Origin of the sequence: Microcoleus sp. S13_C3, from assembly GCF_036700905.1 — a bacterium.
Classification (GTDB): domain Bacteria; phylum Cyanobacteriota; class Cyanobacteriia; order Cyanobacteriales; family Microcoleaceae; genus Microcoleus.
On the sequence record NZ_JAUBPT010000001.1, the window covers coordinates 115987 to 140941 of the forward strand.

Here is a 24955-nt window from a genome sequence, read left to right on the forward strand (position 1 = left end):
CCGACGCCTGTGACGACTCCGACGCCTGTGACGACTCCGACGCCTGTGACGACTCCGACGCCTGTGACGACTCCGACACCTGCACCTGTAAAACCGACAGCGTTTGATGAAAAATTCTACTTGGTCAATAATTATGATGTTGCTAAAGCCGTTTTGACTCGTCAAGTGAAAAGTGCTTTGGAACACTACGAGACTGTGGGTAAAGCTCAAGGTCGGGCTAGCGCTCCTTCCCAGGTAAGCACTTTCAACATTACATTCGACTATCGGTTTGATACTGATGGGTTCTTCAATGACCCCAACCGCAAAGCTACTTTGGAAGCAGCAGCAGACTACTGGGAATCTGTCATCCTAGACGAGTTTCCTAATATTGCCACTGGTACCGAGTTTTGGGTACCAAATCCTCAAACTTCAAAATTGGAAAAGGTCGTTTTAGATAACGAAATCGACGATGTGTTGGTATTTGTCGGGGCTCGACCTATCAGGAATTTCGCGGTTGGAGTAACAAACAGTTCTGGTGCTGGTTATAAAGATGAAACCAGTTTTTCGTATGTTTTGCCCGATCGAGTAAATGGAGTCAATTATGAACCTTATTTAGGAAGTATTTCCTTTGGTTCTGATATTGCATATAGTGTTGACAAAACTCCATATGACTACAGCGATACTCCCAGTGAAAATGGTAATGAGGCTAGCCTTTTTATCACGGCCACCCATGAACTGGCTCATGTACTGGGGTTTATGGGGGCACCTATAAATAGTGCCCGAGTTAATGGTACATCTTTTAATGGTGTCAACGCCAAAGCCGTTAATGGAGGCAATCCCATTCCTGTAAGCAGTGCAACAGATATCACTCATCTAAGCAATATTACAACGCCATCAGGTGTATCGTCTCTGATGGGTAGTGGCGGTGCTTCATTTGCATTTATCCCCACAAAAGTTGACTTAGCCATTTTGGCAGATATTGGCTACAAATTTGACGGATTTACCGTTCAAGATTCAACGCCAACCACTGCAACTGAGGGAGATGATAACGTCATTGGCACAGATTTGCCTGATACTCTCAACGGTTTAGGCGGTAACGATCGCATTTACGGTGTCGCTGGCAATGATAGCCTGATTGGAGGTGCTGGGAATGACCTGCTCTATGGTGGTGGAGGTCAGGATACTTTTGTCTTTGGGGTAGCAAACGGTCAAGATGAGATCGGTGATTTAGCGGCTGATGACAAGATACAGTTAGCTGCTAGTTTTGGTTTTAGCAGTGGATCTGATGTTTTAGCAGCACCAGGAAACTTCTTTAATGGCCCAAATTCTTTTACTGGAGAGCTTTTTTCTCGGATCACCCTCAGTCCTGGAAATACAATTCAAGTATTCCATAAAGATCCCCTAACTGCCGCGAATTTTATCATCCTCTAGTCTAGTCGTCAGACAAGTTTAGAATTAAAGCGATCGCCCTTAATGTCCAAAAGTGCGATCGCTCTTCATTTTCACAAGAGCGATCGCCCTTAATCTCCAAAAGAGCGATCGCACTCCTAAATTTAAAATGTTACCCATGCTTTTATTAAAAGGAAACCAGATGGAACATTCAAATCTGCTTATCCTGTTCTCAATGATGCTACGCTGTCCTCATTAGATAGGAGCGATGAAAATGAATAACTATATCAATTTTACAATCCAGTTAGAAAAACCTAATTGCGAACAATATGCTGACGCACCCGATGACTCATTAGGAGAACTTTCGCATTTTGAATTAGGTTTGAAACTATTTTGCTTTGAAGGCGATCGCCCAGTATCAATAGAAATTGGTGAAAAAAAACTAAAAGTTTTTTTAGACCCCGATATCTGTATGCTCCTAGAAGATGAACTCCCCAAAAAAATTAGTGAGTTATCCCAAGGGAAACCAATCAAAATAGAATTTGTTGAAAGTGTGTGCCTTACTCTTGAATTGCAGCCATTAACCAACGATAAAATTAGCTGTAATTTCAAAGAATTTGGATATTTATCTCCAAACCAGTTTACCCTAAAATCCAGAAATCAACACTTTGAACTGAATAAAACTCAAGTTATAACAGAGTTAAAGGGATTTGTCGAACAACTCATGGAAATGGCTCTAAATGGCGGCTATATCACCCCCGAAGAAAAGCAAGAATTCCTGATGCCACTCGGCGAAATTGCGCCTGCTTCTGCTATCTCGTAATTAAGTGCGATCGCCCTTAAGCTCCAAAAGTGCGATCGACAAAGAGGTAGATTGCGATTTACTGTTGGGTGGGGGCGGGTTTATTGAGATTGTTTGTACTTGTTAGATATTGTTGGTGAACCCGCCCCTACAGAATTTCATCAGATACAATTCTGAATTAAATAGAAATGATTTCACTTCCGTTAATTACAAAACAAACTCGGCTCTACATGAAAAAAACTACCCAGAATCAATGCCAACTCTTTGCTAATATCTCGATCGCCATTAACCACTTCATACACTCTTTTTTCAGATCCAATAACTCCCACTAAGTCAGCAGGTTGTAACTCTCTTTGTTCCATCAAAAACAGCAATATTGAATTAGGAGTAGCTGTGGCTCCCGGTGCATAGTATTCTTGCTCAAATTTTTCAATTAATGCAATCAGCAATTCATATAACTCGTCTTCTTCAGGAGTGCGATCGCCCCGGTGCATCAACTCTTCCACCATAGCCAGAGCCTTCTCATTATCCGCTTCATTGCTAATTATTTTCGGCTGATACTGAGACAATAACTCTTTGTATTTATCTGGATTAAAAGTAAGGGTCATTTTTCCATTTCTCCTTATCATACTCAGCATGGGTGAGAATATATTTGATATAAATTAATTGGCTTTCATAATCAATACTAACTATTAATTGATAATTATTACCTTTAATATTAAAAACTGTAAACCCTCCAACAGCTTCGGCTTTAGGAAAAACAGATTGTACCTCAATTAAATTCGACCATTTAGCCTTGCTAGCAATTTTAAACCAGTTATCCAAAGCTTCCCCGCAATCAGCATGAGTTTCGCTGTATTCACGCACCCGTTTGTAGCTGATTATGTGCATCTACTATACGCAATTTAAACTAAATTTTAGTTTAGCTCAACCAATTTCTTTGGTCAAGAGCGATCGCCCGACCTGTCCAAAAGTGCGATCGCTCTTTTAAAAACCCTAACTCCTGCTCAGACAGTTGACGTGCTACACTCAGAGTATCGTCACAGCCACAAACAGAATGCAAACCATTACCATCACAATTCCAGACGATCGCCTGCACAAGCTCCAAGAAACCGCCAATATCCTCGGCCTTTCCCTAGAAGCATTACTGCTTGCCGGCGCAGAAAACTTGCTCGCACCACCAGAAACATCCTTCCAAAATGCTATGGAATACGTCCTCAAAAAGAATGCTGAACTTTACCAAAAGCTCGCGTAATGCGCTATCTAACTTTAACAGAAGTCTTAGAAATTTATCGGCGCATTATCGAGCAGTCTGGCGGAGCATTTGGCATCGCTAATTTAGGAGCCTTAGAGTCAGCTTTAGCTCAGCCGCGCATGACGTTTGGCGGGGAGGAACTTTACCCAACTATCGTGGAAAAAGCTTCAGCCCTTGGATTTGCTTTGATTAAAAATCATCCTTTCTTAGATGGTAACAAACGCATCGGTCACGCAGCAATGGAAGTCTTTCTAGTTTTGAATGGCTTTGAGATTTCTGCACCTGTGGAAGAGCAAGAACAAATTATATTACAAGTCGCATCAAGCGATCTCGCCCGCGATGAATTTACTGAGTGGCTGCGCTGTCATATTGTTCCTAATTCTATTTGAGAAATTATGACGGAGAACCTCACGTTATATTTGAGCCAGACTTAGGAGAGGCAAATGAATCTAGCCGATGAAATTACAATCAATCAAATTCAACAAGAATTAATTAGCCAAGAAGATGCAAAAAACTGGTTTTTAAGCTTCCCAACCGAATACCAGCAGGAAATATTGCAGCAGCTATCCTACATGACCCTCCAAGCAGGGGCGCGAGAAGAAGATGTTTCCCTAGCAATTGCCAAATCAAAACTTCGCCCAACTTACACCCCTTGTGTGTTACTTAGTAGAGGGCGATTAAAAGAACAAATGGCAAAGCTTTTGAAACTGCCGCCCTCAGAATCTATCAAAACCTTTTTCCTGTTAATGAGTTTATTGGCAATTGCCGATGCGCGCAGGTACTGCAAATATTGTCAAGATGGCTGTAGCCACTGGTGGCATCGCGATTTGAGCGATCGCAAAATTTTAGATGAAATTCAGCGCGAGTTTCAACAAAGCATTCTTGTTTAAGTTGTAGTAAGCTGTGATGCGATCGGGCGATCGCACCTCTTCTCAAATCAATTTCACCCTCATCAATTACTCACCCATTTCTAACTTTCCCAAAACAATTAAACTTTCTAAATCTTCCACAGCATCAGGAAGGAAATCTTGTACCGCCCTTCTTACCAACCGCAAATCAGTTTCATCAGCCCCTCCCAACATCCGCGTTAAATCCCCTATATCTATACCGCGACTAGCTTTTAGTTTCATCAAAACCAAATAAGGCAATCCGATAATTGGCAACCCATCCGGGGCATTATTTGGATTTCTAATTGCCTCTCGTACCCAAGAATCCCTTGATTCAATTACATCCAAATAAGTACCATCAGGCAATTCCCAAGTGCTGCCCCCAATGCTAAGTTCTCCCGTTCTCCTGCTACCACCTTGCTCTAATTCTCCATAAAGATTAGCAGCATCCTGAGTTAATACTAAGATATCCACATCATCGGTCATTCGTTCAGGCATATAAAGGCGAGTAGCAATCCCTCCTACTACTACAAAAAGGGTGTTTTGAATAATCGTTTTAATGTTTGTCACGGGATGATTCCAGGTTCTTTTCTTCAGAAACTCTCGACTGCTGCCACTACCGGGACGACATCTACGCAATGCAATTTCAATGTAAAGTTTTCGCCTTTGTTCGGGAAGCTTTAGATTTAACATGATTATATAACATTTCGATAATTATACCCGACATTTGACACCATTTTAATTTAAGCCTTTTAGGGACGGGCCTCTTGCCCGTCCCACAAGAAAACTCACTCTTTGTGGAACAGGCATCTTGCCTGTTCCTGACAAAAGGCCACACAAATTACGAATCTCGATCGAGCTTCAGCACAGCCATAAAAGCCTCCTGCGGCACATCCACAGTACCCACAGACTTCATCCGCTTCTTACCCTTCGCCTGCTTTTGCAGCAACTTCTTCTTCCGCGAAATATCACCGCCGTAACACTTCGCCAACACATCTTTCCGCAAAGCCGGAATGTGTTCCGAAGCAATCACCTTCGCGCCAATTGTCGCTTGAATCGGCACCTTAAATTGATGGCGAGGAATCAACTCCTTCAGTTTTTCCGTCAACCCGCGGCCCACATTGTAAGCCTTATCCCGGTGTACGATCATCGCCAAAGCATCAACCGGATCGCCATTAATTAAAATGTCCATTTTCACCAACGGATTTTCGCGATAACCGATGAGGTGATACTCCATGCTCGCATAACCGCGCGATCGCGATTTCATCTGGTCAAAAAAGTCCGTCACCACCTCCGCCAAAGGCAACTCGTAAACCAGCGTAGTTCGGCCTTGACTCAGATACTTCATATCCATAAAAATGCCGCGCCGACTTTGAGACAGTTCCATCAGCGCGCCCACATAAGTTTCCGGCGACAGCATTTCTACCCGTACATAAGGTTCCTCAATTTTCTCGCGATACTGAGGATCGGGCAAGTGGCTGGGATTGTCAATTGTTAATACTTCCCCTTTAATTGTTGTGATTTGATAAACCACAGAAGGAGCCGTAACAATCAAATCCAAATTGTATTCTCTCTCCAATCTTTCTTGCACAATTTCCATGTGCAGCAAACCCAAGAAACCGCAGCGGAAACCAAATCCCATCGCACTCGAAGTTTCCGGTTCGTAAGAAAGCGCCGCATCGTTGAGTTCGAGTTTTTCTAAAGCTTCCCGCAAATCGGGAAATTGGTCAGCATCGATCGGGAACAAGCCGCAAAAAACCATCGGTTTTGCCTCTGTATAACCCGGCCAAGGCTCCGGTGCCGGCTTTTTGACCAAAGTAATCGTATCGCCGACGCGAGCATCAGCTACGGCTTTAATTGCCGCGCCCAGATAACCCACTTCCCCGGCGTGCAGTTCGTCTACTGGAACTTGAGTCGGTGAAAGGATGCCCAATTCATCGATGACATATTCCTTACCCGAAACCATCAACAAAACTCGATCGCCCTTTTTGACACTTCCGTCCATCACCCGGAAATACACAATTACCCCGCGATAAGCGTCGTAATAACTGTCAAAAATTAGCGCCCGCAGCGGTTTGTCAACAGTATCCTGCGGCGGTGGCACCAATTCGACGATCGACTCCAAAATCTCATCTATACCAATTCCTTCCTTAGCCGAAGCCTCAATCGCCCCGCTACAGTCCAGACCGATAATTTCTTCAATTTCCCCTTTTACCCGTTCCGGTTCTGCCCCCGGCAGGTCAATTTTATTTAAAACTGGAATAATTTCCAGATTGTTTCCCAAGGCAAGGTAGACATTTGCCAGGGTTTGTGCTTCCACGCCTTGAGATGCGTCTACCACCAGCAGCGCCCCTTCGCAAGCAGCGAGCGATCGCGACACCTCGTAAGAAAAGTCCACGTGTCCCGGAGTGTCGATCAGATTCAGCACGTACTCCTGACCGTCCTTGGCAGTATAGTTCATCCGAGCCGCTTGCAGCTTGATCGTAATGCCGCGTTCGCGTTCGAGATCCATATTGTCTAAAAACTGCTCCTTCATCTCCCGTGCCTGCACAGTCCCAGTCGCCTGCAACAGGCGATCGGCCAAGGTCGATTTTCCGTGGTCGATGTGAGCAATAATCGAAAAATTACGAATGCGAGATACAGGGACGTTAGTCATGTTTTTTATCGAAGAGCTAATCGGCAAAGGATACTTTTTGTTGTATGATTACACAAGCAAGAGTAGAGTGCTTACTTCAACCTCTTACTGGGGATTGAGATGAAACCACAACTGAGGCAAACCTCAAGAGTATCAGTTATTACCCTTCAAGTGTCCGATCGAGCCCGGACACCCAAAAGTAAAAAACTTTTCTCTGTCTCATTGTACAGAAAGCTGTTAAGCGGTTGAGGAAAGGTGGGGTGCAAATCAGGGACTGCAAATATCTAGTCCAGTCGCTTGTCATCAAAAGAATTGAAACCTAAGAATTAAAACTAGGATTTTTTAACTATGAGCCAGTCAAGTATACCCTCCCACAGTTCGTCAGAAAAAGTGGAACTATCTATCCATATAGATTCTGAACTGCTAGACCAAATTAAGCACTTGACGAATGACCCCAGCAAAGTCATTGAAACAGCAATCAAGCAGTGGCTCAGAGGCGAACGCCGCGAAGACGAGCTGGCTCTGAGTTTACGCCGCAACCCCCCAGTCCCGCCGCGTGGTGAATGGAACGACTGAGGTACTCTCGCCCCAGACGGCGCGCGCCAATCTGCAGGCTGTGAAATTTAGATCGCGCAAGCGATCTCCTGCAGATTTCGTGGCTAAAGCTACAGGTGGTGGGCGAGTGAACTCGGCTAAATCACAACCTCGGAACTATTCTAGGTGAGGGAAAAAATGCGTGAGCCATTCCCCGACTTGATATGTTCGCAGCCTCATATTTTGGCGTAATTTTCACAGTTGATAGTTAATCGGTGCAGATTCCTAATTTCTCAATCTTAATTTTTATCTTTAAATTACCCAAAACGGCTGATAACGGATAGTTTTGAGTTTTGAGTTGAACTCAGAATTAAAAAATTAATATTTTCTGAGTTCATTAATCACTCAAAAGTCAATAGTAGAAGCCTAAAATTGTTGCCAATTGTGAGTTTTGAGGGATTAATGTTTTAATTAAAAAGCAAACAGCTTTTTAATTGATTAATAACTCACAAATTAACAGTAGAAGCCCCAAAAAATGGGGATTCTTGAGATATTTATTAAAAACTCAAGAATCCAAAATCCGAACTACTTCATCCCCTACTCTGATGGACTCTAACACAGATTTTCGGCGATCGAGCCTCGCCTCTACAGTTTTTTTTCAAGAGTTAGGGGCTGAATTAGTATTTACCCAAGACGCCTCTGGTCGATATCTATCTTTTTACTGGCAAAAAGCCGAGCAGTACAACCTTACAGCAGAACAAATTGTCGATCGCCCCCTCAGCGAAACCCTGCAACCCATCCCCCCTGCGCCTTATCTCGATATGCTGCGGCGGGCGATCGACACCCTCGTACCGCAACGGTTCAGCTATCCATTTTGCCACGCCGGACAATATTTTCTCTTCGATTTGACACTCACTCCGGCGATCGACTCAAACGGCAAAGCTACAAAAGTCTTAGTTATGGGAAGGCTGCTGTCTGACAAACCCACAGACAGACGGCCAGACTCCCCAGAATTCATGCTCTATCGAGCTTTGCCATCCCTCTTGGACGCCCGCCAACGAATGTCGCTTCCAGCGAGCCGTATCCCCGGTAGATCGCTCCCTCCCTACTCGGAAATCGACCGTAAAATCATCTCCCAAATCGCTCAAAACTTGCACAAAACCCTCGATTTAGCCACCATTTGGCAGCAAACTGTTAACAGCTTGGGTCAAGTTTTAAACGCGAGTCGCTGCATCATCTGTTCCTACAAAAAAGACAGCGAAAATCTCGAAACATCCCCCTTCCTTGCCTCCGAAAATCAGCAAAATTCGACCGCTGCAGCCGCCGAATTACAACAGTCAATAGCTAGCTACCCCTCGCCCCCGCTTTCCCCAACTCAAATCGAAAATCTCCAATCGAAAACTTTTAAAGTAGTAGCTGAATACCGTCAAGAAGCTTACTCTTCTATGCTGGGAGTAGAACTGCGCGCAGCCGAACAGCCCGGGTGGATTCAAACTTTAGCCACATTAAAACCAGTAGCAGTCGATTACGCCTCCCCCGCCACGGATCCCTTCCACCGCCATTCCGTGCTCGTAGCAGCTACCTCCTATGAAGATCAACCCAATGCACTGATATGTTTGCACCGCTGCGGCAGTTCCCCGAAATGGAGTCCTGTCGAACTCGAATTCGCCCGCGAGTTAGTCGCTCAAGTCGGCAGTGCGATCGCCCACGCTACACTTTACCAAGAATTAGAACAGGCCCGCGCCGAAGCCGTAGCTCTTTCCCAACTTAAAAGTCAATTTCTTGCCAATACTTCTCACGAACTCCGCACCCCCCTCAACGGCATCCTCGGCTTCCTAAAACTGCTTATGGACGGCATGGCAGATGACCCCGAAGAAGCGCACCAATTTATCGAAGAAGCTTACCGATCAGCAGTACATTTGTTCAATGTGATTAACGATATTTTGGATGTCGCTAAAATTGAAGCTGGCAAAATGGAGTTAGACCTCGCTCCCGTCAAACTCGGTGAACTGTTGCAACAAGTTGAGGATTTTACACGGGTTCAAGTCGAGCAAAAGCGATTGCAATTTCAAATCCAAAAACCCCCTGTGGAGGACGAGATTATTTTGTATGGCAACTACCAACGCCTGCTTCAAGTAATCTTGAACCTCACGGGCAATGCCATTAAATTTACCGGGGAAGGGGGAATTCGCATCAGTGCCGAGGTTATTAAGAAAAAGGTGACTGTTCACAACCAGCAGTTCCCCGGAATGGTGAAAATTCGAGTCGCTGATACTGGCATTGGCGTTTCTCTCGACAAGCAAGATAAATTATTTGAGTCCTTTTTTCAGGTGGACGGCGATCGTACCAGACAATACGGCGGCACGGGTTTGGGATTGGCTATTTCTCAAAAACTGGTAGAAGCAATGGGGGGTACAGTAAATTTTTACAGTATGGGGGAAGGACTCGGCTCGACGGTTACTTTTACTGTGCCGCTTTATCAAGAACCACTATTTAAAAATTAATCATATCGATTCCGGTGCAACCGTAATCATTGTTGACTGTTGACTGTTGACTGTTGACTGTTGACTGTTGACTGTTGACTGTTGACTGTTGACTGTTGACTGTTGACTGTGAGTAAAAAAATGAAAATTGCGCGAATTATTTTTTGGCAGCTTGATTCGACTTTACGCCCGACTTCGGAGCGCGGATTTGATATCATTCCGGCTGCGCCGGAATGATATCATCAGTAATTGCTCATCAGTAATTGGTGATCGGGACGGTGAAAGAATCAGGAATCAGGAAGCAGAAAAAAAACTGCTAGAGCGGTTCTCAACTTTCGTGAGGTACTCGCCAGCTTTCTTACCAATTACCAATTACCAATTACCAAACTGTACCTTACTCACTTAAAAATTGCTATAGCGGTTCTCAAGCGTGGTGAGGTATGCCCTATGCCCTATGCCCTATGCCCTATGCCCTATGCCCTATGCCCTATGCCCATGAGTACCTCATCTTTCTGAGAAAGGCTATATATTCCTGTATCCGTGAGTTCCGTTTCGTGAATAAAAGTCATCGATTATTGGTAATTATCCTACAAACACAGTTCGATCGCCCACCAACGTATCAATTTTGACCCCCTCGCATCCAGGATACAAGCCCCCGGATTCATTCCGAAAGCAGACTCAGGACCGGGGAAATAAAAAACCTGTATCCGATGAAACTTGCCCCCCGAATTTATCCGTGGGGTCAATTCTAAAATCTAAAATCTAAAATCTAAAATCTAAAATCTAAAATCTAAAATCGATTGACTTTTATCCGTCGCCCAGCTCCCTCCTTGGGAGTTTTGGACTGATATTCCTCACCCCCGCCACTTCCGATCCCCACCCAGAATTGGCATAAATCAAATCCGGGGGATACGGATAACAGCTAATCTTTAATCTGTCGGCTGGAAGCTCACACCTCCGAGTAAACCCCCATAAACCGCCAACTTTACAAGAACTTCATGCCTACTTTTAGCACTGATTCAGCTTTTCAATCCCCTACTGTCAAGGATTTTTAAGAAAACAGGATGCTCTCTCTTCTATGTGAAAATCATAAAGATCTTGTAAAGACACCGCAAATACTGAGTAATGTTTGACGGTCTGTGGCAATATTTAAGTAGAATTACGTAATTCATAAGTCGGACACCGGCAGGCTGGCAAATTCAGTAACTCCCTGCTCTGTTGCCGGAGTGGTAAACTTTTGCCAGTCTAGTAGAAAAGGGGTTGCTATGAATCAGCAAATATCAGCTCAATCGCAAAAACTTTTACTCCAAATTGGCAGAAATATTCGTCGCACCTTGGATCTCGATACCATCTGGCAGCACACAGTTAACAGTCTGGGAGAAACACTAGGCGTCAGCCGCTGTATCCTTTGTCCCTATGAAAGTTCTAGCCTGCAAGTCAAAGTAGCTGCTGAATACTGCCAAGAACCATTTTTACCGATGCTGGGAATGGAAATCTCGCTCACAGCAGCACCTCATTTCCTTCAAGCTCTAGCCACCCTCGAACCGGTGGTAGTAGAGTCCTTTGCAGCCAATGACTCTTTTGGGCCGCAGTCGCTGCTAGTGGTGGCTACCGCTTACCAAGAGCAACCTAACGGCATAATTAGCTTGCATCAGTGCAAGGGTCGATCGTCGGGGAAGGGTAAGACCGATCGACCTTGGACTCAATCCCAGATCGATTTCGCACAAGAACTTGCCGATCAAGTAGGAAGTGCGATCGCCCTCGCCACCCTCTACCAAGAGCGCAGCAAGCGAGTACAAGGACTATCCCAGCTCAAAAAGCAATTTTTGTTGAAGGCGTCCCACGAGCTCCGCACTCCCTTAAATCACATCATCGGCTATCTACAACTAACCATAGACGATCAAGCTGACGATCCCATAGAGGAGAGAGATTTTATCGAAGAAGCTCACCGTTCGGCTATCCACCTTTCTCAGGTAGTTTCCAATATCTTAGATTACATTGAGTTAAGTGAAGCTTGCCAAACTCACGCAGAGTTAGCCACTTTCAGGAACCAGGAAAAATCTGGGAATCAGTAAACCTTCTAGTGGCGCATTTAACAAGTCTAATATTTACCGTGTCCACAAGTTTTACCCTGGAAAAAGCTGACACTTTATCGATAGATTCCCTCAATAAATTCGGTACCTGGTTTATCAATTATTTTTAGGGAATTATAGTTTTACACAGTACAGCATATAGCGATTCTCAAGCGTGGTGAAGTATGGGAGCGAGCCCTATGCCCACGGAGGCCACGGAGGCCACGGAGGCCACGGAGGCCACGGAGGCCTATGACCACCTCATGTTACTGAGAAAGGCTATAGCAACTACTACAGGTAGTAGCCCGGTGTATTTATCATATTATGTCCGCTCGAACGACTCCCATCAAATAGGTTAAGCTGTTCGGCATTTAAAGGACTTGCGTAAGGTGCGTCAGCATCTAAGGTTTTCCGTTTCAGCGTAAGGGTTCGCGAATGACGCACCCTACTAGCCTCGTTACTGGTTTAAATGCTCCACAGCTTATTTGCTCGGAAAGGATATTGCAAGCATAAGATTGCTCTTTTGCACTTTTAATGCTGTTAACTTGTGCTTGATAAAATTACCCACCGCCCTTTTTTTTCGGAGTTTTTGGAGGGCTGACATAGCGCGCCCAAAAAGGTTCCTCCATATCTTTCATCGCTGCTAGTTTGTGGCGCTCTTCCTCTATGCGCTTGCGTTCTGAAAGATCAGAAAATATGTTGATACTGCCGACAGTCTGGCCGCCCGCATCTCGCACACGTGCGGCCCAAAGCCAAACATCGATCGAACTACCGTCTTTTTTCAACAAAGATATTTCCAAACCGTTTTGCGGTTGGCCATTAGACGCAGACTTTAGCAGCCCGTAAAAATCTTGCTTTTGGCCTTCAGGAATATTCGGTAAAGGTTTCCCTAAAACCTCAGCCGCAGTCCAGCCAAAAAGTTGTTCAGCGGCGCGGTTCCAAACAACGGTATTGCCGTCATTGCTGGTACAGTTAATCGCCAGCGGCGCCGATGCTATCTGGGCTTGGAAAACTTGGTTAACGAGTTGCAGTTTCAATTCTACTTGCTTGCGATCGGTAATTTCCTGACAAGCGCCCCACAAACGGACAACCCGTTCAGCAGTTTTGTCCCACACCACTTGCCAATAGTCCCGCACCCAGCGCACCTCGCCTTTTTGATTAATAATGCGATACTCATTAGCTCCAGTGCGACTGAAAGTACAGCCTTCTAATTGGTTAATTAACATTTCCCTGTCGTCGGGATGAACGAGTTCCGAGTTCCACCAACCAAACGATTCTAATTCTTCAGGAACGATCCCAGTGCAGCGCTCAAAAGCTTCTGTCGCCCACTCGCAGGCGAACTTGCCGTCGGGAAGTCCCTTAAAAGAATAGGCAAAATCCGAAGTAATTTGCGACATAACCCTGTAGTGGAGTTCCGACTCTCGGACGGCGATTTCCGCTTGCTTTCGTTCCCCTATTTCCCGCGAATTAATTATAATTCCCTGCACGCTAGAATCGTAAAGCAAACTGTTACCTACCGACTCCATGTAGATCCAAGAACCGTCAGCATGGCGTTTCCGATATTCAATTGCCCCCCCAATTCCGGGAGCTTCTAACAACTTACCAAAATACGTCTGCCAAGCCAGCAAATCGTCTGGATGGATTAACTCGCCGTGAAATTTGCCAATTCTTTCTTCTGGGTTGTAACCCAAAAGCCGCTGTAGGCTTCCGCTGTGGTACCGAACTCGCCCGTCGGAGCCAATAATGCTAATTAGATCTGGAGAATTACGCAGCATAGCTTGCAGTTTAGCTTCGCTTTTAATTAACGCTTGATTGTCCCTGCGATGCTGGCTGATTTGTTTTTCTAACTGCTCCCGTAACTGTCTGATTTGCCCTACTTGCTGGGCTACAGTGCGTTCCAAGAGGCGATTATTTTTTTCAATTTCAACCAGCTTTGCCGCGTTATATGTCGCGCTTTCAAACAGGTTGCTTGCTGCTATTTCCTGCAAAGAATTTGATAAATTCTCCAAAATTTTTGTGAAAATTGCCTGTTGTGGGTGTGGCAATTCCATAGCTTGTTCCTGCAATGTTTCTAAGTGTTTGTAGACAGTTTCTAGCATTTTATTAAGGGGGGAATCTAATAGTTGCCTGCGGGTGCAACCCCTAAAAAGCGGACACAAGTTTTTTCAACATAACCAATAACTAAGACTGGTGTGTGGCGCTCGACCCATCGCGCTCTCAATAACCAGGCATTTTGGGACTTTCTCTTCAAATCATAGCAACCGATAGAGAAATTGACACTCCCTTGCCTAAAGGCGCAGGGATTCTTGGATCATCCAGTCGAACTTATCTCTGTTTGGCTACCATCAGCGAGTAGAGATCGGTCTGTCCCCCAGCGTAAATTTCGGTGTGCCCCACCGTATTTAAATTGATTCCTGCCTGCTTCAATCCCTTTGCCAAAATGTTTTTTCCGGCATTATGGTCGCGATCTAACACCACACCACAACCACAAATATGGGTTCGAGTTGACAGAGTTTTTTTAACCAGGTTGCCACAGTGTGAACATTCCTGAGATGTGTACTGAGGAGCAACAGCAATAACTGTTTTGCCGTACACTTTTCCAAAGTATTCCAACCATTGAGCAAACTGTGACCACGCAGCATCGCTAATTGATTTAGCGAGTTTATGGTTCTTAACCATGTTCCGCACCTGAAGGTCTTCGTAGGCTACAAAATCGTTAGATTTCACCGCGCCGGGCGTCGTCTTAATGGCGAAGTCTTTACGCTGTCTACTGACCTTCAGGTGTTTTCTTCCTAACTTGTTGATCGCTTTTTTTCGATTTTTAGAACCTTTCTTTTTCCGAGAAACTCGCTTCTGCGATCTCTTCAGAGCTTTTTCGCTTTTGCGGAGATACCGAGGATTAGGAACTGTTTCGCCATCGCTATCAGTATAAAAATGGTTTAATCCGACATCTATTCCAATGGCTTTACCAGTGGAAATAGCTTCCTCTTTCCGTTCCACATTGATACAAAATTGAGCGTAGTATCCGTCGGCACGACGCACGACTCTGATTCGTTTAATCTCGTTTGGCGCGTAGAAATACAAATCCCGACTACCAACCAACTTGAACTTCCCAGCAGCGAAGCCGTCTTTAAATGTTAAACATCTTTTGTCGGCAGAAAGTGACCAACCCGATTGTTTGTACTCAACGGAACGAGTGTGCTTTTTGAACTGCGGGAATCCCTTTTTCCCTGGTTTCTTTGCTTTGCAATTAGCAAAAAAACGCCCTATAGCAAAAATGGCACGCTCCGCCGAAGCTTGACGTGCCGTCGAGTTAAGCTTGCCTGCCCATTCAAACTCTTTCGCCATAATGGCACACTGTTTGTATAGGTCTACCAGCTTAATTCCTTGATTGTCTATCCAATGTCTAAGAGTTTTGTTTCGGACAAATTGAGCCGTCCGAATCATTTCGTCCATGATCCGATATTGCTCCGCTTTGCCTTTCAACTTAAACTCTAATACTATCATGGGAATAGTTTATCATTATTTTTACTGCAACTTTTACCCACAAAATCTACCTATTTAACAATTATTTACAAATTGTAGAAATTAAAGCCGTCTTAGAAGGACGGGGCTTTATACCCACTTTTGCGGTAAATTCTTGTTGCGCCCTAATTGCCAGCCCAGCCGCACCCCCAAGAAGTGTTCGCCAGGAGTGCGGGTAACTCCCCTACCCAGTGAATGTGGGGCTTCTCGCGGTTAAGCTAAACTAGATGGGTGTCAAGAGAAAGAGGGATTTATGACAGAGCAAGCCAACGCTCGCGATTTGTTTCGCGCTGCTTACGAACACCGCTATACCTGGGATGCCAATTTTCCCGGTTACAGTGCCGATATTGAACTCAAACAGGGCGACGAAGTATATACGGGTCATGTTTGGATCAAACCCGACATGAGCGTGGAAGTCACGGGCATTGAAGACGAGGAAGTGCAGCAAAGCGTCTACACCCAAATGCGCGATATTGTCACCCACCGCAAGCGCTCGACATTTGAAAAATCTCACGGCAAAAATAGCTTCACCCTGGGCGAGAAGGACAGCACAGAGGCTGTGGACATCTTGGTGCAAGGCGACTCAATGGGGTCTAACTATAAAATCCGAGGTCTCTCAATTTGTCAAGTCAGCCGGGTGATGGGCCGCATGGCTTTCGTAATTGACACGCACAAAAGCTTAGAGACACCCGAAGGTTCTTTGGCAACCCACTACGATGCCGTTTTCCGCAACCCCCAAACCGACGAAATCATCAAAGAACTCGAATTTGAAGATACCTTTGACAAGATAGGCGACTATTATGTCATGACCAAGCAAGTAGTTCGATCGACAGAAAAAGGTCAACTGACCACAACCGAGTTCAACTACTCCAACGTCAAACTGCTAGAACCAGCAGTAGTGTAGCGGCCTCAAAAACCCGATTTCTTAAATAAAACGGGTTTTTTTGGTTAACGTATCAGAATCAACTTGATTTGGCGGCAAGTAACGCTACGATCGAACGAGAGAGCTAATTGGGATCGAGCATCAGCGTGACAGAAACCGGGTTTCCTGCCGCGGGCTCACCTGAGTGCCTAAGTCTTTTATCAAAAAACCCGGTTTCTTAAATCCCGCGCGGGCTGAGAATGCTGCCCTTGAGTCAAATCGAACTTTCATCAACTACAAGAAATCATCACAGAGGCGAAATATGACACTAGCACTAACCAGAGATAACGTCGAAACAGTTCTCGATGAAATGCGCCCCTACCTAATATCCGACGGTGGCAACGTCGAACTCGTAGAAATTGACGGCCCAGTGGTACACCTGAGACTGCAAGGAGCTTGCGGCTCTTGCCCGAGTTCCACAATGACTCTGAGAATGGGGATTGAACGTCGCCTGCGCGAGGCTATCCCAGAAATTTCCGAAGTCGAACAGGTAATGTAATTAATCAGTTGGCAATTGGCAGTTGGCAGTTGACGGTTGACAGTTGACTGTTGACTGTTGACTGTTGACTGTTGGCAGTGGACGGTTGACTGTTGACTGTTACCAATTACCAAATTTAATTACCAATTACCAATTACCAAATTTAATTACCAATTACCAATTACCAATTACCAAATTCAATTACCAATTACTAAATTCAATGTCTCACCCCCTTTATGTAGCCTTCATTTGGCACCAACACCAACCGCTCTACAAATCCCGAGTATCAGCTAGCGCAGGAACAGCCCAGTACCGACTGCCTTGGGTGCGCTTGCACGGAGTCAAAGACTACTTGGATTTAGTGCTAATGCTGGCAAAATATCCCAAGCTTCATCAAACCGTAAACTTGGTTCCCTCCTTGATTTTGCAGATAGAAGACTGCATCGCAGACAGAGCATTAGACCCTTACTTGGCGGTGACATTAAAGCCAGTAGAAACTTTAAATATCGAAGAACAAGAGTTCATTTTAGAACACTTCTTTGACGCCAATTACCACACCCTGATTCAGCCGCACCCCCGCTACGCTCAACTCTACACTCAGCGGCAGGAAAAAGGCATTCAGTGGTGTTTGGAAAACTGGAAATTGCAGGATTTTAGCGACTTGCTGGCTTGGCACAATTTAGCTTGGATTGACCCGCTGTTTTGGGACGACCCCGATATTGCAGGGTGGCTGAAACAAGGACAAAATTTTAGTTTGGTAGACAGAAAAAATATCTACTCAAAACAAAAAGAAATCCTCGCTCGCATCATTCCCCAGCACCGTAAAATGCAAGCTGAGGGACAGTTGGAAGTCTCCACAACCCCCTACACGCACCCGATTTTACCGCTGCTTGCCGACACCAACGGCGGCCGCATAGCCATTCCAAACATGACGCTGCCACAACACCGGTTTCAGTGGGAAGAAGATATTCCCCGACACCTGAGAAAAGCCTGGGAAATGTATGAAGACCGGTTTGATTGCCAACCGCGCGGTTTGTGGCCGTCGGAACAAGCAGTCAGCCCGGAAATTTTGCCCTACATTGCCAAACAAGGCTTTAAATGGATAGTCTCGGACGAAGCAGTATTGGGGTGGACAATTAAACACTTTTTTAACCGCGACGCGACAGGGAATGTCTACGAACCAGAATTCTTATATCGCCCTTACCGTTTAGAAACTCCTGACGGCGATTTAGCTATAGTATTTAGAGACCACAGATTGTCCGACTTGATCGGGTTTACTTACGGTTCGATGGAACCGGAAAAAGCAGCATCAGATTTAGTGGGACACTTAGAAGCGATCGGCAGAACTCTCAAACACCGACAGTCCAGCGGTCAAACAGCTTTAGAAAATCCCTGGTTAGTGACGATCGCCCTAGACGGCGAAAATTGCTGGGAATTCTATCCCCAAGACGGCAAACCGTTCTTAGAATCCCTCTATCAAACTCTCAGCGACAATCCAGATATCAAATTAGTCACAGTCTCGGAATTTCTCGACAAATTCCCAGCAACCGAAACAATTCCCGTAGCCCAAATGCACACGGGTTCCTGGGTGGACGGTTCTCTGACAACTTGGATCGGCGATCCCGCGAAAAATCGCGCTTGGGACTTGTTAGGGCCCGCCAGACAAATGCTGGCAAACCATCCAGAGGCCACAGAAGAAAGCAACCCAGAAGCTTGGGAAGCGCTTTATGCGGCCGAAGGTTCCGACTGGTTCTGGTGGTTTGGCGAAGGCCACACCTCAAACCAAGATGCCATGTTCGACCAGCTATTCCGCGAACACGTAGCGGGAATTTACGAAGCTCTCGGCGAGCCCGTACCCCCGGAAGTGCGCCGGCAAGTAGAGGTGCACTCTGTTCAAGGCGACCACCTGCCCCTGAGCTTTATTCACCCGGTGATTGACGGTATCGGCAACGAACAGGATTGGGACAAAGCCGGCCGGATTGAAGTTGGGGGAGCAAGGGGTACGATGCACCGGAGTTCGGCTATTCAGCGGCTTTGGTACGGGGTTGACCACTTGAATTTTTACATTCGCGCCGACTTCCAGGTAGGGGTGCGGCCGGGAATTGATTGCCCGCAGCAGTTAAATTTGTTCTGGTTTTATCCCGATCGCACGATGCACAACAGTCTGATTCCGCTGTCGGGTTTACCTGACGAAGCACCGCTAAACTATCGATACCACCATCAGTTAGAGATTAATTTGCTGACGAAATCGATTTGGTTTCAGGAAGCAGAAGAGGGCGATCGGTGGCAGCCCCGCATTAGCCGCGCTCAAGTGGGAGTGGATAAATGTTTGGAGGTAGCAGTACCCTGGGCGGATTTGCAAATTATGCCCGACTGGCAGGTGAGGCTGATTGCGGTTTTATCGGATGGGAGTCGTTACTCTAGCTGTATGCCGTTCGATTCTTTGATTCCGATCGGAATGCCGTAAAAAGTCATTAGTCATTAGTCATTAGTCATTAGTCATTAGTCATTAGTCATTAGTCATTAGTCATTAGCCATTAGTCATTAGTCATTAGTCATTAGTCATTAGTCATTAGTCATTAGTCATTAGTCATTAGGCTGTAGGGGCGGGTTTTACCAGCTTTCATAGAACGGTTAACCCAAATACATATAAACCCGCCCCCTGAATTAGTCAACAGTCATTAGTCATTAGTCAACAGTCATTAGTCATTAGTCATTAGTCATTAGTCATTAGTCATTAGTCATTAGTCATTAGTCATTAGGCTGTAGGGGCGGGTTTTACCAGCTTTCATAGCACGGTTAACCCAAATACATATAAACCCGCCCTCTGAATTAGTCATTAGTCATTAGTCAACAGTCATTAGTCATTTTTTGAACCAACAAAAAATTAAATAATTATCCAATTTTATTAAATTGGGGCTTCTACTCTGGCTACCTAATGCCTTGATAATTTCGCTCGCGTCCGGTCGATCGAGGGCTAGAAAATTTGTTCGTCGTGAGGGCTTCATCCTTCATAAAAAAGAGGACTTAACTCCTGAACACCAAACATACAATGGTTAATTTACCGGAGATCATATCATTAGTCATGGGGAAATCAACAAACTAATGAGCCGCATTTTACTATTGGTCGATCGCCACCAACAACTTAATTTGCCGATCGCCCACCTCAACACCGAGCATGAGGTGATCGTACTCGATCGCGCTTTAGATACCAGCTCGGAATTTCCCATTCCCCAAATCGCTTTTGACTTGTGCATTCTCGACGAGGCAAATTTCGATCGCATCGGGCCGCTGGTAGAATCATTAAAAGCTGCCGCCGAGCCGATCTTTTTACCGTTTTTGCTTGTTAGTAAAGCCCAAACGCCTGCTCTTTCTGAGCAGCCATTGTGGCAGCAGCCCAAACCACTCGAAGGCAGAATAGACGATTTGATAGTAAGTCCCGCCGAACCAGTCCAACTGCACTTGCGGGTAGAGAATTTGTTGGCGCGCAGGCGGCAGTCGCTAGAAATCCACAGACTTCAGGAAACAATTAAAGAACAGACTTTTACAGAAAGTTTGTTAAAGGAGTCGCTGCAAACGGCAAACGAAAACCTGCAACGGGAAATCGCCAAGCGGGCGGAGGTAGAAACTGCACTGCGAGAAAATTCCTATCTAGACTCGCTGATCAATGCCATGCCAGATATTGTCTGCTTCAAAGATGGCGAGGGCAGGTGGCAGGAGGCAAATCAAGCGATTTTGGAAGTGTTCGAGCTAGAAAAAATAGACTACCGCGGCCTCAAAGATTCTCAACTAGGAGAACTCAGCAGTTTTTACCGCGAGGCCCTACAGGCTTGCGAGGTCAGCGATAGAGAAGCGTGGGAAAAAGGAGAGCTTTCTAGGGGAGAAGAAGTGATTCTCCGCTCCAACGGTACTGTGAAAATCTACGATGTCATTAAAGTACCCGTATTTCACCCCGACGGCAGACGCAAAAGTATAGTGATTTTGGGTCGCGACATTACCGAACACAAGCAAACTAGAGACGAACTCGTGCGCTTAGCGTCGATTGTCGAGTCTTCCGACGACGGCATCGTCGGCAAAACCCTCGCCGGGACAATTCAGAGCTGGAACGCAGGAGCAGAGAAGATTTACGGCTACTGTGCTGCGGAAATCAAGGGGCAGTCGATCGAGATTTTAGCAATACCAGAACGACCCAAGGAAATGCCTCAAATATTGGAAAATATTAGGGCGGGAGCCAGCATCGACCATTACGAAACCGTACACTTGCGGAAAGATGGTCAACAGATAGATGTCTCCCTGACGATTTCTCCGATTAAAGACGCGACTGGAGCGGTAACGGGCGTTTCGACAATCTCTCGCGACATCAGCGACAGCAAGCGAGTCGAAAAAGCCTTTGAACAACTCCGCCACCAAACAGAAATGATTTTGTTCTCCGCAGGAGAAGGAATTTGCGGGTTGAACAAACAGGGAAAAGTAACTTTTGTCAATCCAGCGGCGGTGAGAATGGCTGGGTGCGAATCGAAGCAATTGATCGATCGACCACTCTATGAAAGCTTACACCGTTCACAGCAAGAATGCTCAAGGGCGATCGAGCAACTGTCACCTGCAACAGAAATCAATTCAGAGTCGGAACTTGTTCCACACTGCGCCGCACCGCAGGCGGGCAAACTGCTGCCGAAGCGGGTAAGTTCTCAAATTTTAGCCACATTGGAAGATGGAGAGGCGCGGCGCGTCACCGATGAGATTTTTTGGCGGCGAGACGGGAGCAGTTTTCCGGTTGAGTACGTTGTCGCTCCGATGCGAGAACAAGGCGAAATTATTGGAGCTGTGGTGACTTTTAAAGATATCACGGAGCGGCTTGCCGTCGAGCGCATGAAAGATGAATTCATCTCTGTTGTCAGCCACGAACTGCGGACGCCCATGACCTCAATTCACGGCGCCCTCGGCCTCCTCAACAGCGGCCTGCTGGACGCTTACCCCCAGAAAGCTAAGCGGATGCTGGAGATTGCTGTCACTAACACTGACCGTTTGGTGCGCTTGGTCAACGACATCCTAGATTTAGAGCGGATGGAGTCAAGTTACAGCACTGCCATCAAACAAACTTGCAATGTGGCTGACCTGATGTTGCAGGCGGCTGACGAGATGCAGGGAATGGCTCAGCAGGCGGGAGTTACTCTGTCGGTGAAGCCTGTGAAGGCGCAATTGCAAGCTGTTCCCGATCGGCTAATTCAAGCCTTGACAAATTTACTCAGTAATGCTATTAAATTTTCTCCCTCCGGCGCTACGGTTTGGCTGAGCGGGGAGTTGACCCACAATCTGGATTTGGCAGAAAAAGCAGCGCACAAGTCGGTGTCGTCTCCGTCTTTGTTGTCTCCTGAGCCTGCAGCCGCGCCTCCGCATTTGCCAGTTCCAAGCTCGTGGTACATCGTGATTGCTGTGAAAGACCAAGGGCGGGGTATTCCGTCAGACAAGCTGGAGATGGTCTTTGAACGCTTTCAACAAGTTGATGCTTCTGATTCTCGCCAGAAGGGAGGTACTGGTTTGGGGCTGGCTATTTGTCGCAGTATCGTGCAGCAGCACGGGGGGCGGATGTGGGTGGAGAGCGTTTTGGGGGAGGGCAGCACTTTTTTCTTAAGTCTGCCAATTCTCAGGGAGGGGTTAGAAGCGGCTGGCAACTGAAAGTTAATTTCTACCCTGGTGTACCCAAAATTAATGATTTTGTGCAGATTGTTCGATCGAGTCATCGACAAACAATCTCAGCCTTTTCTGCAGTTTGGGGACTGCGGGCAAAAAGCGCGATTTGAGGTCGAAAAGCGGCTTTTTTGGGTGGGATCTTTTACAGCAACCGCGCCAGACGGTTAGGATGTTCTTAGTTGAAACCCTGGCGGTCGATCGCAACTTCGGTCTTGCTAGTTCCTTCTTTCTTCAACATCTGCTATACAGTTTTGAAAATTTACTGTACAGTCCGATCGGGTAAGATAATTTGCTTTACAAAATATTCACATTTCACATCTAATCTATGATCAGTTCTCATTCCTAAAAAAATGTTAATTTTGACTGCCAAGCGCATCTTGGTTATTGACGATGCGGAAGATATTCGGGAAGTAGCTCAAGTCAGTCTTGAACTGGTGGGGGGCTGGGAAGTCCTGACAGCGAGTTCGGGCCGCGAGGGTGTTGCTAAGGCTCTTGCCGAACAGCCTGATGCTATTCTATTGGACGTGATGATGCCCGACCAAGACGGGCCTACTACTTTTATACAGTTACAAGCTAATAAGGCTACGCAGCACATTCCGGTAATTTTATTAACGGCTAAGGCTCTGGCTGGGGACAGGCGGATGTTCGCGGATTTGGGGGTAGTGAGCGTGATTGCTAAGCCTTTTGAACCGATGTTTTTGGCGGCTCAGGTCGCTGAGGCTTTGGGCTGGGAGCAAGAATAGATCGATCGCGCGCATGGAATTGTGCAGCTTTTTAAGCAGTAGTTTTGCAGGCAAAGAGAGTTAAAAAAACTTGGTTTCTTTGGTATGGTTCCTTAGATCGAATCAGGGCGATCGGACAGGATATATGTAGCGATTTAGGCGCCGCACCTTTCGTCCTGTCAGCTTAAGACTCAAAACCTCAGTCCGGTATCAATTTCAACCCTGCCGGTCTTGGGGTGAAATTGATACCAATTAGGATGCCTAAATCCCTATTGGTAGTGCGTTCATTGAACCGAATTCGGCCTCAGCCATGAGAACCGTATTCCTACTGATTTATCGGGAAAATATAAGCTGGCAGGAGTATTTTACTTTTTGTAACAACTCAGTCGTCTTCATAAGTTCTTCAGGTTTTAGTTTTATGTTTAAGCAGAACGTCAGGGATCGCTCCTGACTGTTGACAGACACATTGGGAGAAGACGATTATGCCCTCAGCTTACATTTTGCTACTAATAGTTTCTCTGGCAGCAGTCTGGGTTTACTGGCAAACCTCTCAAGATATTTTTGTTCTTGTGGCTTGGGCAGGGCTGGGTTGTTTTATTTGGGGTTTCTCTTGGGCTCCTTGGAGCGTTCAGCTTTTGATTGTGGTGTTACTCTTGGGCCTCCAAAAGTGCTACTTGCGCGACGCTCAAAGCTGTGAGTGAAAGAGATTTTTTATTTTGGTGCCTGCTGGAATTGAGATGTGCAGGCCTTCGTGAATCTCTCTAATGATCGGGTTATCGCTCCATATCTTCAAAAAAGGTTTAAAATATCATGAATAGTTGCCCTTGTTGCTCCTCTAAATTGCTCCGCCACGCTCGCCACAATCGCATTTATTGGTTCTGCTCGCACTGCTGGCAGGAAATGCCGGATCTGTCGGAGATGATTTTACTTAACAGCGTGCGGAATCACAAACGCGACGGTTTGGTGAACCATCCGGCTTTGACTCCTAAATTTAGGATTTTTGAGTCTGTAGAAATTGCTTAGTTTGCTGGAGTTAGTCTCGCGATAAATATTGAGACGGAAAAGATTTTTGTTTGTGCCCTCTGTGGGATTTTTTGATAAAAAATGCACTCATCCCCTTCCGTGTGAAGTGAAGGGGACTTCTTAGCGGGGGGATGAGTACACTTGTGATGGGGTCGATCGCCCGACTGAATTTCAGCTATTGTATGCAGTTAAGCTGATTACATCAAACCGATTTGAGAGAGAATGCCTTGACCGGTGAGGAATTCGGTAGCTAGGCCGATAACGAAGCCCAACATTGCCAAGCGGCCGTTCCAGGTTTCAGCGAACTCAGTAAAGCCCAACTTTGCGTCTTTGTTTTCCATGACCAGAAACCTCGTTTAATTTCAACCTTATGTAACTAAACTTAACACAGCAGTACCAAGTTTGCAACATATTTTTACATTTGCTGTTCAAATGCCGGAGGTAAGCGGGATGGGCCAGGCGGGAGAGGGGCTCGCGGGGGCTTTCAGGGGTAGGTTTTTAATGATGACACCGGATTGGATAGTATAGAAACAGTGAGTTTTACACAGCTCCGGAGCT

24 protein-coding genes are annotated in these 24955 nt (G+C 45.9%); 15 read left to right on the forward strand and 9 right to left on the reverse strand.

Annotated elements, in window-relative coordinates; all coding sequences use genetic code 11:
* Both QUA16_RS00470 and QUA16_RS00475 read left to right on the forward strand, forming a co-directional pair.
* A partial coding sequence (locus tag QUA16_RS00470) for a calcium-binding protein (RefSeq protein WP_445305404.1) occupies positions 1-1410 on the forward strand: 1410 nt, incomplete at its 5' end.
* A gap of 232 nt (positions 1411-1642) precedes the next feature.
* Positions 1643-2191 (forward strand): hypothetical protein, encoded by a 549-nt coding sequence (locus QUA16_RS00475; protein ID WP_333104159.1) that lies wholly within the window; start codon positions 1643-1645, stop codon positions 2189-2191.
* A 182-nt stretch (positions 2192-2373) separates the two neighbouring features.
* Here the strand turns inward: QUA16_RS00475 and QUA16_RS00480 are convergent, their stop codons facing one another.
* Both QUA16_RS00480 and QUA16_RS00485 read right to left on the reverse strand, forming a co-directional pair.
* Positions 2374-2778, reverse strand: a complete 405-nt coding sequence (locus QUA16_RS00480) for a transcriptional regulator (protein WP_333104161.1) — start codon at positions 2776-2778, stop codon at positions 2374-2376.
* A complete protein-coding gene (locus QUA16_RS00485; RefSeq protein WP_333104163.1) occupies positions 2762-3061 on the reverse strand; it encodes a type II toxin-antitoxin system HigB family toxin in 300 nt (99 codons plus the stop codon). The genes QUA16_RS00480 and QUA16_RS00485 overlap by 17 nt, the downstream gene beginning before the upstream one ends.
* Before the next feature lie 166 nt (positions 3062-3227).
* Here QUA16_RS00485 and QUA16_RS00490 point away from each other — a divergent pair, with 166 nt between their 5' ends.
* Genes QUA16_RS00490 through QUA16_RS00500 form a run of 3 tightly spaced genes read left to right on the forward strand, consistent with a single transcriptional unit; the run spans position 3228 to position 4315 of the window.
* Positions 3228-3425, forward strand: a complete 198-nt coding sequence (locus tag QUA16_RS00490) for a DNA-binding protein (RefSeq protein WP_333104164.1) — start codon at positions 3228-3230, stop codon at positions 3423-3425.
* On the forward strand, positions 3425-3814 hold the full coding sequence (locus tag QUA16_RS00495) for a type II toxin-antitoxin system death-on-curing family toxin (RefSeq protein WP_333104165.1): 390 nt from the start codon (positions 3425-3427) through the stop codon (positions 3812-3814). Before QUA16_RS00490 ends, QUA16_RS00495 begins: the two co-directional genes overlap by 1 nt.
* Positions 3815-3868: 54 nt before the next feature.
* On the forward strand, positions 3869-4315 hold the full coding sequence (locus tag QUA16_RS00500; RefSeq protein WP_333104166.1) for a DUF5958 family protein: 447 nt from the start codon (positions 3869-3871) through the stop codon (positions 4313-4315).
* Positions 4316-4381: 66 nt separating this feature from the next.
* Here the strand turns inward: QUA16_RS00500 and QUA16_RS00505 are convergent, their stop codons facing one another.
* Positions 4382-5005, reverse strand: coding sequence for a hypothetical protein (locus QUA16_RS00505; RefSeq protein WP_333104168.1), 624 nt, complete (start codon positions 5003-5005; stop codon positions 4382-4384).
* A 148-nt stretch (positions 5006-5153) separates the two neighbouring features.
* Positions 5154-6968: a translation elongation factor 4 gene (gene lepA / locus QUA16_RS00510; RefSeq protein ID WP_333104169.1), complete on the reverse strand. Its 1815-nt coding sequence runs from the start codon at positions 6966-6968 to the stop codon at positions 5154-5156.
* A gap of 327 nt (positions 6969-7295) precedes the next feature.
* On the opposite strand from lepA, the gene QUA16_RS00515 reads away from it, so the two are divergent.
* Complete coding sequence (locus tag QUA16_RS00515) at positions 7296-7523, forward strand: type II toxin-antitoxin system CcdA family antitoxin (RefSeq protein ID WP_015176471.1); 228 nt, start codon at positions 7296-7298, stop codon at positions 7521-7523.
* A 563-nt stretch (positions 7524-8086) separates the two neighbouring features.
* Positions 8087-9985: an ATP-binding protein gene (locus tag QUA16_RS00520; protein WP_333104170.1), complete on the forward strand. Its 1899-nt coding sequence runs from the start codon at positions 8087-8089 to the stop codon at positions 9983-9985.
* 26 nt (positions 9986-10011) lie between these two features.
* Here the strand turns inward: QUA16_RS00520 and QUA16_RS00525 are convergent, their stop codons facing one another.
* Entirely contained in the window at positions 10012-10182 is a 171-nt protein-coding gene (locus tag QUA16_RS00525) for a hypothetical protein (RefSeq protein WP_333104171.1), read from the reverse strand.
* Positions 10183-11229: 1047 nt separating this feature from the next.
* On the opposite strand from QUA16_RS00525, the gene QUA16_RS00530 reads away from it, so the two are divergent.
* Positions 11230-12039, forward strand: coding sequence for a GAF domain-containing protein (locus tag QUA16_RS00530; protein WP_333104172.1), 810 nt, complete (start codon positions 11230-11232; stop codon positions 12037-12039).
* Positions 12040-12327: 288 nt separating this feature from the next.
* Here QUA16_RS00530 and QUA16_RS00535 read toward each other — a convergent pair whose 3' ends face one another.
* The 3 genes from QUA16_RS00535 to QUA16_RS00545 all read right to left on the reverse strand — a co-directional run bounded on the left by QUA16_RS00535 (position 12328) and on the right by QUA16_RS00545 (position 15543).
* Entirely contained in the window at positions 12328-12480 is a 153-nt protein-coding gene (locus tag QUA16_RS00535) for a hypothetical protein (RefSeq protein WP_333180964.1), read from the reverse strand.
* Positions 12481-12596: 116 nt separating this feature from the next.
* Entirely contained in the window at positions 12597-14135 is a 1539-nt protein-coding gene (locus QUA16_RS00540; RefSeq protein WP_333104173.1) for a PAS domain S-box protein, read from the reverse strand.
* Between the two features lie 226 nt (positions 14136-14361).
* A complete protein-coding gene (locus tag QUA16_RS00545) occupies positions 14362-15543 on the reverse strand; it encodes a transposase (protein WP_333104174.1) in 1182 nt (393 codons plus the stop codon).
* Positions 15544-15814: 271 nt separating this feature from the next.
* Between QUA16_RS00545 and QUA16_RS00550 the strand changes: the two genes are divergently transcribed.
* From QUA16_RS00550 to QUA16_RS00580, 7 genes are all read left to right on the forward strand, one after another.
* Positions 15815-16465, forward strand: coding sequence for a DUF3386 domain-containing protein (locus tag QUA16_RS00550; RefSeq protein ID WP_333104175.1), 651 nt, complete (start codon positions 15815-15817; stop codon positions 16463-16465).
* A gap of 280 nt (positions 16466-16745) precedes the next feature.
* A complete protein-coding gene (locus QUA16_RS00555) occupies positions 16746-16982 on the forward strand; it encodes a NifU family protein (RefSeq protein WP_333069956.1) in 237 nt (78 codons plus the stop codon).
* Between the two features lie 199 nt (positions 16983-17181).
* Positions 17182-19428 (forward strand): glycoside hydrolase, encoded by a 2247-nt coding sequence (locus QUA16_RS00560; RefSeq protein ID WP_333104176.1) that lies wholly within the window; start codon positions 17182-17184, stop codon positions 19426-19428.
* A gap of 638 nt (positions 19429-20066) precedes the next feature.
* On the forward strand, positions 20067-22637 hold the full coding sequence (locus QUA16_RS00565) for a PAS domain S-box protein (RefSeq protein ID WP_333104177.1): 2571 nt from the start codon (positions 20067-20069) through the stop codon (positions 22635-22637).
* A gap of 365 nt (positions 22638-23002) precedes the next feature.
* Positions 23003-23395, forward strand: coding sequence for a response regulator (locus QUA16_RS00570; protein WP_333104178.1), 393 nt, complete (start codon positions 23003-23005; stop codon positions 23393-23395).
* A 461-nt stretch (positions 23396-23856) separates the two neighbouring features.
* Positions 23857-24075 (forward strand): hypothetical protein, encoded by a 219-nt coding sequence (locus tag QUA16_RS00575; protein ID WP_190655558.1) that lies wholly within the window; start codon positions 23857-23859, stop codon positions 24073-24075.
* Between the two features lie 109 nt (positions 24076-24184).
* A complete protein-coding gene (locus QUA16_RS00580; protein ID WP_333104179.1) occupies positions 24185-24397 on the forward strand; it encodes a hypothetical protein in 213 nt (70 codons plus the stop codon).
* Positions 24398-24594: 197 nt separating this feature from the next.
* Here QUA16_RS00580 and QUA16_RS00585 read toward each other — a convergent pair whose 3' ends face one another.
* Positions 24595-24738, reverse strand: coding sequence for a chlorophyll a/b-binding protein (locus QUA16_RS00585; protein ID WP_006632525.1), 144 nt, complete (start codon positions 24736-24738; stop codon positions 24595-24597).
* Positions 24739-24955: the final 217 nt, after the last annotated feature.

Coding starts and splice junctions, on each gene's coding strand:
- QUA16_RS00545 (WP_333104174.1), bottom strand. CDS start 15,543: ATGATAGTATTAGAGTTTAAGTTGAAAGGCAAAGCGGAGCAATATCGG.
- QUA16_RS00575 (WP_190655558.1), top strand. CDS start 23,857: ATGCCCTCAGCTTACATTTTGCTACTAATAGTTTCTCTGGCAGCAGTC.
- QUA16_RS00515 (WP_015176471.1), top strand. CDS start 7,296: ATGAGCCAGTCAAGTATACCCTCCCACAGTTCGTCAGAAAAAGTGGAA.
- QUA16_RS00485 (WP_333104163.1), bottom strand. CDS start 3,061: ATGCACATAATCAGCTACAAACGGGTGCGTGAATACAGCGAAACTCAT.
- QUA16_RS00565 (WP_333104177.1), top strand. CDS start 20,067: ATGAGCCGCATTTTACTATTGGTCGATCGCCACCAACAACTTAATTTG.
- QUA16_RS00560 (WP_333104176.1), top strand. CDS start 17,182: ATGTCTCACCCCCTTTATGTAGCCTTCATTTGGCACCAACACCAACCG.
- QUA16_RS00475 (WP_333104159.1), top strand. CDS start 1,643: ATGAATAACTATATCAATTTTACAATCCAGTTAGAAAAACCTAATTGC.
- QUA16_RS00520 (WP_333104170.1), top strand. CDS start 8,087: ATGGACTCTAACACAGATTTTCGGCGATCGAGCCTCGCCTCTACAGTT.
- QUA16_RS00495 (WP_333104165.1), top strand. CDS start 3,425: ATGCGCTATCTAACTTTAACAGAAGTCTTAGAAATTTATCGGCGCATT.
- QUA16_RS00580 (WP_333104179.1), top strand. CDS start 24,185: ATGAATAGTTGCCCTTGTTGCTCCTCTAAATTGCTCCGCCACGCTCGC.
- QUA16_RS00480 (WP_333104161.1), bottom strand. CDS start 2,778: ATGACCCTTACTTTTAATCCAGATAAATACAAAGAGTTATTGTCTCAG.
- QUA16_RS00530 (WP_333104172.1), top strand. CDS start 11,230: ATGAATCAGCAAATATCAGCTCAATCGCAAAAACTTTTACTCCAAATT.
- QUA16_RS00540 (WP_333104173.1), bottom strand. CDS start 14,135: ATGCTAGAAACTGTCTACAAACACTTAGAAACATTGCAGGAACAAGCT.
- QUA16_RS00555 (WP_333069956.1), top strand. CDS start 16,746: ATGACACTAGCACTAACCAGAGATAACGTCGAAACAGTTCTCGATGAA.
- QUA16_RS00500 (WP_333104166.1), top strand. CDS start 3,869: ATGAATCTAGCCGATGAAATTACAATCAATCAAATTCAACAAGAATTA.
- QUA16_RS00490 (WP_333104164.1), top strand. CDS start 3,228: ATGCAAACCATTACCATCACAATTCCAGACGATCGCCTGCACAAGCTC.
- QUA16_RS00550 (WP_333104175.1), top strand. CDS start 15,815: ATGACAGAGCAAGCCAACGCTCGCGATTTGTTTCGCGCTGCTTACGAA.
- QUA16_RS00505 (WP_333104168.1), bottom strand. CDS start 5,005: ATGTTAAATCTAAAGCTTCCCGAACAAAGGCGAAAACTTTACATTGAA.
- lepA (WP_333104169.1), bottom strand. CDS start 6,968: ATGACTAACGTCCCTGTATCTCGCATTCGTAATTTTTCGATTATTGCT.
- QUA16_RS00570 (WP_333104178.1), top strand. CDS start 23,003: ATGTTAATTTTGACTGCCAAGCGCATCTTGGTTATTGACGATGCGGAA.
- QUA16_RS00585 (WP_006632525.1), bottom strand. CDS start 24,738: ATGGAAAACAAAGACGCAAAGTTGGGCTTTACTGAGTTCGCTGAAACC.
- QUA16_RS00525 (WP_333104171.1), bottom strand. CDS start 10,182: ATGATATCAAATCCGCGCTCCGAAGTCGGGCGTAAAGTCGAATCAAGC.